The sequence below is a fragment of the Rothia sp. 32237D007AR genome (genome assembly GCF_053544675.1).
On the sequence record NZ_JBPPUO010000005.1, the window covers coordinates 149,895 to 157,118 of the forward strand.

At 60.1% G+C, this 7,224-nt stretch carries 3 protein-coding genes, 1 tRNA gene and 2 pseudogenes; 1 reads left to right on the forward strand and 5 read right to left on the reverse strand.

Annotated features, from left to right (window positions below; translation table 11 throughout):
• Positions 1–12 precede the first annotated feature (12 nt).
• Both ACED87_RS05220 and murA read right to left on the reverse strand, forming a co-directional pair.
• Entirely contained in the window at positions 13–786 is a 774-nt protein-coding gene (locus ACED87_RS05220; RefSeq protein ID WP_449089661.1) for a lysophospholipid acyltransferase family protein, read from the reverse strand.
• A gap of 1 nt (position 787) precedes the next feature.
• Positions 788–2,110 (reverse strand): UDP-N-acetylglucosamine 1-carboxyvinyltransferase, encoded by a 1,323-nt coding sequence (gene murA / locus ACED87_RS05225; protein WP_449089662.1) that lies wholly within the window; start codon positions 2,108–2,110, stop codon positions 788–790.
• 384 nt (positions 2,111–2,494) lie between these two features.
• Here murA and ACED87_RS05230 point away from each other — a divergent pair, with 384 nt between their 5' ends.
• On the forward strand, positions 2,495–3,211 hold the full coding sequence (locus tag ACED87_RS05230) for an IclR family transcriptional regulator (RefSeq protein ID WP_449089663.1): 717 nt from the start codon (positions 2,495–2,497) through the stop codon (positions 3,209–3,211).
• A 1,083-nt stretch (positions 3,212–4,294) separates the two neighbouring features.
• Here ACED87_RS05230 and ACED87_RS05235 read toward each other — a convergent pair.
• From ACED87_RS05235 to ACED87_RS05245, 3 genes and pseudogenes are all read right to left on the reverse strand, one after another.
• A pseudogene (locus ACED87_RS05235) lies at positions 4,295–4,909 on the reverse strand (dynamin family protein); the annotation flags it as partial.
• 1,273 nt (positions 4,910–6,182) lie between these two features.
• A pseudogene (locus ACED87_RS05240) lies at positions 6,183–6,785 on the reverse strand (dynamin family protein); the annotation flags it as partial.
• 96 nt (positions 6,786–6,881) lie between these two features.
• Positions 6,882–6,954, reverse strand: a tRNA-Glu gene (locus ACED87_RS05245).
• Positions 6,955–7,224: the final 270 nt, after the last annotated feature.

Below are 7,224 nucleotides of genomic sequence, written 5' to 3' on the forward strand. Positions count from 1 at the left end.
CCCCTTGTGCGGTTATTGGTCAGGTGACTGGCGGACGTTCAAGACAGCGTTCCAGCGCCCGTTGGGGGCTTTCTCACCGCGCAGGCCCTCAAGGAGGGTGGTCACGCCGTCAAGCATACGGTTGGTTATGGCTGTCAATTCTTGCTGGCTGTAGCGGGTATCAGTCTCACGGCGCTGGGCCAGGTCGCTAAAATCAACGGGGTCACCCACCACGATCGTGACCTTCTTACACGGCAGACTAAAGCGGGGCTTGCCGCGGCGGGGCCAAAAATCCTGGTCGCCCCAGTGGGCAATAGGATAGACCGGGGCGCCGGTAGCCAGAGCCAGGCGGGCAGCGCCAGTTTTACCAGACATGGGCCACATGTCGGGGTCCTTGGTCAGGGTGCCTTCGGGGAAGATAATGACCGCTCCCCCACCCTGAAGCACGTTCTGGGCTACTTCAAGGGACTGGCCTGCCTGGGCTGAGCCGCGGGCTACCGGTATGTGGGCACACTGGCGCATCAGCCACCCCAGGACCGGTGCTTTAAAGAGCGCTTCTTTGGCCAAAAAGCGGGGCAAGATACCCTCGATGAAGAGGGGGTAGGCTACGGTCACAGGGTCAATCACGGTGAGGTGGTTTGAGACTACGATAAAACCGCCAGTCTTAGGTAGCTTCTCTCGCCCCTGAATTTTCACCTTCATGGGCAGGTTGAAGAGGGGGCGTAAGAACGTACCGGCTACGGTGTAGATTGCATCCCCCAGTGTGGTGGGTTTGATGTCCCTCAAAGAATTGCTCTTTGTGCTCATCTTAGGCAGTGACCTCGAAGTTAGCGCCCAGGGCGGTGAGCTTATCAACAAAGTGCTCATAGCCGCGGGAAATGACAGAAACACCGGTGACGTTTGAGGTGCCTTCAGCGGTGAGCGCCGCAATCACGTGTGAGAAGCCACCGCGCAAATCGGGCACGTTAATGTCGGCACCGTGCAGCGGGGTCTTGCCGGTGATGATGGCAGAGTGCTTGAAGTTCTGGTGGCCAAAACGGCAGGGGGTGGGGCCCAGGCAGTCCTTGTGCAACTGGACGGTAGCGCCCATGCGTACCAGGGCATCGGTGAAGCCGAAGCGGTTTTCGTAGACAGTCTCGTGAACTACAGAGACTCCCTTAGCCTGGGTCATAGCGACAACTAGGGGCTGCTGCCAGTCGGTCATGAAGCCCGGGTGCACGTTAGTTTCAACGAAGAGGGGGTTCAAATCGCCGCCCTGGTGGAAGAAGCGGATACCCTCATCGGTGATGTCCATGCCGCCACCTAGTTTGCGGTAGACGTTGATGAAGGTGGACAGGTCCTTCTGGTTTGCGTTGCGTACAAAGATGTCGCCACCGGTTGCTAAAGCCGCAGAAGCCCAGGAGGCTGATTCGTTGCGGTCGGGCATGGCCACGTGGTTATAACCGGTGAGCTCGTCAACACCTTCAATGATGATTTGGCGGTCAGTTTCGACGGTGATGATGGCGCCCATTTTCTGTAGAACCGCGATGAGGTCCATAATTTCAGGTTCAATGGCAGCGCCGGTCAGCTCGGTCTTACCCTTGGCGCGGGAGGCAGCCAGAAGAACCTGCTCGGTTGCGCCAACGGAAGGGTATACCAGGTTAATCTGGGCACCCTGGAGCCCGCCTTCGGGGGCCTTCATGGAGATACCGGTAGGTAGCTTCTCAATTCTGGCACCGAATTTTTCAAGGACGCGCAGGTGCCAGTTGATGGGGCGGTCACCGATCTTGCAGCCACCTAGATCAGGGATGAAGGCCTCACCAATAGTATGCAGCAGGGGGCCGCAGAGCAGAATGGGGATACGTGAGTCACCTGCGTGCACCTCAATGTCGGTGTGGTTGGCGACAGAGACCTTGGAGGGGTCCATGCGCAGTTCGCCAGCTTGCATGTTGTAGTCCACTGAGACACCGTGCAGTTCTACCAGGTCGGTGACGACCTGAACGTCCTTGATTTCAGGAACATTGCGGAGCACCGAAGGAGTGGAGCCCAGCAGGGCTGCAACCATGGCCTTAGGAACCAGGTTCTTAGCACCGCGGACGTTTACCTCGCCCTTCAGAGGGGTGCCACCTTCAATACGCAGTGCGCTGACCATGTATGTCCAATCGTCAAAAAAACTAGTCGGGTGTTACAACACGTTACTTCACGCGTCAATTCTCGCTTACCAACTTTACCCCACTTGGGGGTGCTGGTTGGTGCGGCGGCGGTGTTCTTAGCCATACCACAGGTATTGCTTATCTAGACCTCTTAATCTGAATAGCCGAAGGACGCCGGCACCCGGGGCACGGCGTCCTTCTTCAGCGTGATGAGCTCAGGATAACCTTTCCAATAAATGAACTCGCATATCACAATATGAGAGTCATGATAGATTATTACGGACACAATCTTTAGCCCTAGATTCGCACACCCACAAGGCACTGAACGAATCATTCACCTAGGCCCCCAGCGCGGCCCTTAACCACAGGCGAAAGTTACCACCATGCAAGAAAACCGCAGCTCCGGCGTCGGGGTCCTCGACAAAGCCTCCTACATTCTTGACTGTCTCGAAGCAGGCCCCGCCACCCTGTCCCAGCTTGTCGAAGCCACCGGACTCGCCCGACCCACCGCCCACCGACTGGCTGTTGCCCTCACCCACCACCGCCTGGTGGCCCGCGACGTCCAAGGCCGCTTCATGCTCGGCCCCCGCCTGGGCGAGCTCTCCAGCACAGCCGGTGAAGACCGTCTCATTGCTGCAGCCGGGCCGGTACTCAACAACCTCCGCAACGTCACCGGCGAATCCTCCCAGATCTTCCGCCGCCAGGGTGACTGGCGAGTCTGCGTAGCCTCTGCAGAACGCCCCATCGGTTTACGCGACACTATCCCCGTAGGAACCCAGCTCTCCATGAAAGCAGGCTCCGCCGCCCAGATTCTTACCGCCTGGGAAGACCACTCCCGCCTGGTTGAAGGCCTACAGAACGCTCGCTTCTCAGCTACCATGTTGGCAGCTGTGCGCCGCCGTGGCTGGGCCCAATCTGTGGGCGAGCGCGAGCGCGGCACCGCTTCTGTTTCTGCCCCTGTGCGCTCACCTTCAGGGAAGGTGATTGCGGCGGTGTCTATCTCTGGGCCTATTGAACGCCTGACCCGTCAGCCTGGGCGTTTGCATGCTGAGGTGGTGTGTGAGGCTGCTGCGGCGTTGACGGAGGCCCTGCGTAGCTAGAGCCTGCCGGTAGTTGTGCAGGCGGGCTAGTTCTTCTTGCACGGGGGCGGTGACGCAACGGGCCGCTACATCTGCCAGGTTGGTTTCTAACTGGCGGCGAATGTTTTTGGCGTAGATTCGGTGCCCTACTGCTGCTGCCCCTCGGCCGAGGGCTGCGGTGAGTATTCCCAGCAAAATGCCGGTGGCAACGAGCAGGGTTGGTAGGGGTAGGGGGAAGCCGTCGATGGTGGGCGGGTCAGGTAGCACAATCTGGAAGTACCCGGCTAGTGCTAGGCCGGTGAGCCAGAGCAGGCCTACTAGGGCGGTGGCCAGTCCTGCCCATTGTAGGGCGTTGAGCAGGTGCCACCACCAGCGTTTTTTCTGGGCGCTGTAGTGGACGGTGGCGGCGGCACGCTCAATTTCTGCTGGGAGGTGGCTCTCAAAGGTGCGGGCTGCTGCTCTGATGGAGTGATTCCAGGGTTCTTCTACTCCCTGGGAGACGCTGGTGGCGTAGGTGCGCAGTGAGGTGGAGAGGGCCGCTTTTTGGGGTGCGCCGAGTGGGGGTAGGGAGGATTTAGAGATGGGTGCCCCGTCGTGTTCTTTGTGCAGGCCTAGGCGTTTGAGGGGGTCGCGTTTCAGTTTCAGGAGCCAGCGGGTTGCGATCCAGCCGGTGGATGAGGCTGCGTGTAGTTTATAGGAGTCTGCTGCGGCTTTGACCAGGGATTCTGCCCCGGAGGCGGTGTAGAAGTCGTCTTCTAGTCGGGTGGTTGCGGCGGCGGTGATACCGGCTGGCTCTGGCCCGCCGTCTTGGGCGGCTAGGTCTGAGCGGACGCCTGCTAGGTCAGCTTCCAGGCGGGATAGGGCTGCGCTCTTGGCGACGGCGACTTGCCCAAGGATTTCGCGTAGGCGGGGTATCTGGTAGCCGGTGCGGGCTGAGACGCCGAGGGGGTCAGCTAGCAGGGTGGAGCTGAGCCCGTCCTTTGCTAGGAGGAGTTTGAGGGAGTCTAGGACTGCGGGTACTTCCTGCTCATCGAGCCTGTCGACTTGGTTGAGTACCGCTAGGGTGACTGCCCCGTGGGCTGCTAGTGGCTGGATGAAGTCTTGGTGGATGACGGCATCCGCGTATTTTTGGGGGTCCATGACCCAGACCAGCACGTCGACGCATTGGGCCATTTTTTCGACGATTTCTCGGTTGGAGGCTTCTACGGAGTCAAAGTCGGGTAGGTCAAGAAGAATTAGGCCGCCGCTGGCTTGTTCGGTTTTTCCGGCTCCTACAGTGCGGCGGATTTTGTTCCACATGCCCACGGTTACTGGCACGTCGGCGCGGTTGAGGGCTTCTGTGGCTTGGGTGGGGTCTTCGTCCATGTAGGTGCGTTTGCTGACCTCTAGCCAGTCGAGGAGGGCTTCTGCTCCTTCTGTGCCCCAGATGGCTGCTTGGGCGGTGGAGGTGGTGGGGCGGCGGGTAGCGCTCTTGGCTATTTCTTTGCCGACGACCGCGTTGAAGAGGGTTGATTTGCCTGACCCGGTGGCCCCGAAGAAGCCGATGACGGTGTGTTCGGCGGAGAGTTCTCGGCGGCTTGCGGCTCGTTCTAAGGTGGTGCGGGCTTTGTGGAGGGTTTCGGGGTCTACTCGCCCTTCCCCTAGTTCTAGGGCCTGTTTGAGGGCGTCGAGGCGGCTTGCTAGGGCGGTGGTGGCGAAAGTTGTGTCTGTGGTGGTCACGGTTTCTGCTCTCGCTTACTGGCTCTCGGTGGCGGTGTTTGTGGTGGCGGTGTTTGTGGTGGCGGTGTTTGTGGTGGCAGGTTTGACTCTTGCCCCCCGCCGGTGCGGACGCCAGCTGCTCCCCTGCCTGCGCCAATGCTTGGGCTGCCTCTGCCAATGCCTGGGCTGCCCGGGTCAGGTCAGCAGCTGAGGGGACGTGGGGGTCGGTGACGCCGCTGGCGGCGTCCAGGCGTTTGCTGAAGCGCTCTTGCTGGTTGAGTAGTAGCTCGCGCATGCGCTCTTCTAGGCGGGTGCGGGCCTCGGTGGCCATGCGGCGTACCGCCTCCTCACCAAAAATTGCTTCTAGGAGTTTCTGCCCTACCACCCCGGAGCCGCCTGCTATACCGACTTCTAGGCCGGTGAGTCCGCCGGTCATGGAGAAAACTGCGATCATCAAAATGACGGCGGTGACGTTTACACCCAGTGACATGAAACGGGCCCGTTGGCGTTTACCGGCACCTTCTGCGGCGATGATGTCCATGACGTCTTGCTGCCAGGCGCGGATTGCTTCAGCAACCTCTTCAGAGAAACCTTCACTCAGTGCGGCTAAATCGTCCCCGGCTAGCAGGGCGCGGCCTGCCCGGTCTTCAAGCCAGCGGCGCTGGGCGGTTTCAGCAGCAGTGGCAGCTTCTTCCATGATGACCGAGTGCAGGCCTACTTCAAGGGCTTCTTCTACTTCGACGGCCTGGGTGGGTGGGGTGCCTTTGAAGAAGCCGGCGATACGGTCGCGCACCTTGCCGATGGTGGTTTCTACCTGGCGGAAGAATTCGCCGGTGCCCACAAAGTCCTGCCAGCGGGTCAGTACTTCTCCGCGGAGCATCTGCCCGTCTTGGGTGGCCTCATTCAGGTTGCTCAGGGCGCGTTCGAAAGCGGTAGTGACATCTGCTCGGAGGCGGGCCTGGGTTTCTTGCTGTTCGCTGGCAGCCTGGGCAAGGCTTGTCGCTTGTTGTGCCACTGCACGCACGGCACCTTCTAGGGTGCGGCGGGCAATATCAGAGCGGGCATCAGTATTGGCACCTAGACCACGCAGCCAGAGGACGACGGGGGTTAGGGCAGCTAGGGGCAGCAGGCCGTTCTCGTCACGTTCTTGTTCTGTGACTGAGTGGATGAGGGCCGGGGTGATGCCTGCTTCAGTGAGCATGCGGGTTAGGTCGGTTTCGATTTCGTCTTCTGCGCCCTCTGGTACACGGTTGAGGAGTACCGCGATGGTGATGTCTCGGGCTGCGGCTTGGCGCAGGATTTCCCAGGGGACAGCATCAGCGTAGCGGTTGGCGGTGGTGACGAAGAGCCAGAGGTCAGCGGCGCGCAAGAGCTGCTGGGCTAGGCGGCGGTTCTCATCTGATACTGAGTCGAAGTCGGGGGCATCAATCAGGGCGATACCGGCTGGTAGGGAGTCCACAGGCACGGTCACTAGCTCGTCTTGGCCGCTGTGGGGGTTGGCCCCGGGCAGGGCTTGACCTGCGGTTGCTGGCACCCGCACCAGGTGGGGCAAGATGCGTTCTGGGGTGAAGGCTTCGGCGTCTTCTGGCCGGTGCAGTAGGACAGGCTGGCGGGTGGTTGGGCGGATGGCACCGGAGCGGGTGACGGGCTGCCCAATAAGAGTGTTAACCAGGGTGGATTTACCGGCGCCTGTGGAGCCACCGACCACTACGGTGAGTGGGGCATCCAGGGTGGCCAGCTTGGGCAGAATGTAGTCATCGAGCTGGGTGACGGCGGTTCGCGCTTCTTTGCGCGCTGCCTCGGCTGAACCTGTGACCAGGGGGAAGGACGCCGCAGCTAGAGTTGCGCGGGCTTCTTGGACGGTTGCCAGGGTGGGAGTGATTGATTCGTTGTGCACGTACCCTATTCTTGCATGCTTGGCAGGTTCGCGGAATGAAGCTGGGGGTAAAGAAAAAGCTCCACTTCCTTGGGTGGAAGTGGAGCTTTTAGCCTGTGACCCCAACCGGATTTGAACCGGTGTTGCCGCCGTGAGAGGGCGGAGTACTAGGCCGCTATACGATGGGGCCGAAACTCTTGCGAGCTGCTGCCTTTTTTGGCAACAGATAAAACTATACACGCCTGGTTTACCCGGTGGCAACCTGTATTATAGTTAGCTCCACCACGCACAAGACTGCTATCTGGGTAGATACATAGGCAAGAGGGTGCGGGGCAGATGTTTTAGGGCATAGAAAAATCCCCCGCTCCAGAAGAAGCGAGGGATTTTAGCCTGTGACCCCAACCGGATTTGAACCGGTGTTGCCGCCGTGAGAGGGCGGAGTACTAGGCCGCTATACGAT

Bases quoted from the DNA above. Each gene is read 5' to 3' on its own strand.
- ACED87_RS05230 (WP_449089663.1), top strand. From the start codon at position 2,495: ATGCAAGAAAACCGCAGCTCCGGCGTCGGGGTCCTCGACAAAGCCTCC.
- murA (WP_449089662.1), bottom strand. From the start codon at position 2,110: ATGGTCAGCGCACTGCGTATTGAAGGTGGCACCCCTCTGAAGGGCGAG.
- ACED87_RS05220 (WP_449089661.1), bottom strand. From the start codon at position 786: ATGAGCACAAAGAGCAATTCTTTGAGGGACATCAAACCCACCACACTG.